At 76.4% G+C, this 703-nt stretch carries 1 pseudogene; it reads right to left on the bottom strand.

Going from position 1 to position 703, the window contains the following annotated elements:
* Positions 1–54: 54 nt before the first annotated feature.
* A pseudogene (locus ACLEQD_RS44750) lies at positions 55–703 on the bottom strand (sugar ABC transporter permease); the annotation flags it as partial.

Below are 703 nucleotides of genomic sequence, written 5' to 3'. Positions count from 1 at the left end.
TCCGTCAGCCGCCCAGCGGACGGCGCATCCAGGTCCGCGTCCCACGCACCGGCTTCAGCGCCGGTCCGTCGCCAGGTTGTTGGCGGCGATGAGCGCCTGGGCCTTCTCGCCGCGCGTGCGCAGCTCCGCGCTGACGGCCTCTTCCGTCTGCCGCAGCTCCGCGTCCAGCGCGCGCAGCGAGTACACGGTGTAGCCACCCAGGCCCGCCAGGAACAGCGCCGCCGCCACCGCCACGCGCACGCCCTGGCGCGACAGCGCGAACACCGCGGCCGCGCACGCCGCCAGCGGCAAGAGGAACGCCAGCAGCACCGGCGTCCACGACGGCGCGGCCCCCTTCACCACCGCCGGGGTGAGGGACTCCACGGAGCCCACCACCCGCCCGTCCACCTCCACGGGCGCGGACAGCAGGCGGCTGGCGCCCGCGTCGAGCAGCTCCGACTCCACCTCCTGCTTGCGCGCCCCGCCCTCCTCGCGGTTCGTCTCCACCGCGGCGCGCAGGCGCTGGCCGCGGTCGTACAGCGGCTTCTCGTCGCGCGACAGCTTGCGCGGCGCCGCCTTCTCCCCGGTGTCCTGCGGGAAGGTGGACGCCTCCAGCCGGATGCCGCTGAAGGCGATGACGCGCACGGCGCTGCCCGGCATGCCGGGCCAGCCCGCCACCACGGCACGCACGGCGTCGCCCGTGCCTCCCGCGCGCTGCACCAGG

Source organism: Corallococcus sp. 4LFB (assembly GCF_046520365.1).
Lineage (GTDB): Bacteria > Myxococcota > Myxococcia > Myxococcales > Myxococcaceae > Corallococcus > Corallococcus caeni.
This window is presented reverse-complemented; position numbering and strand designations above follow the sequence as displayed.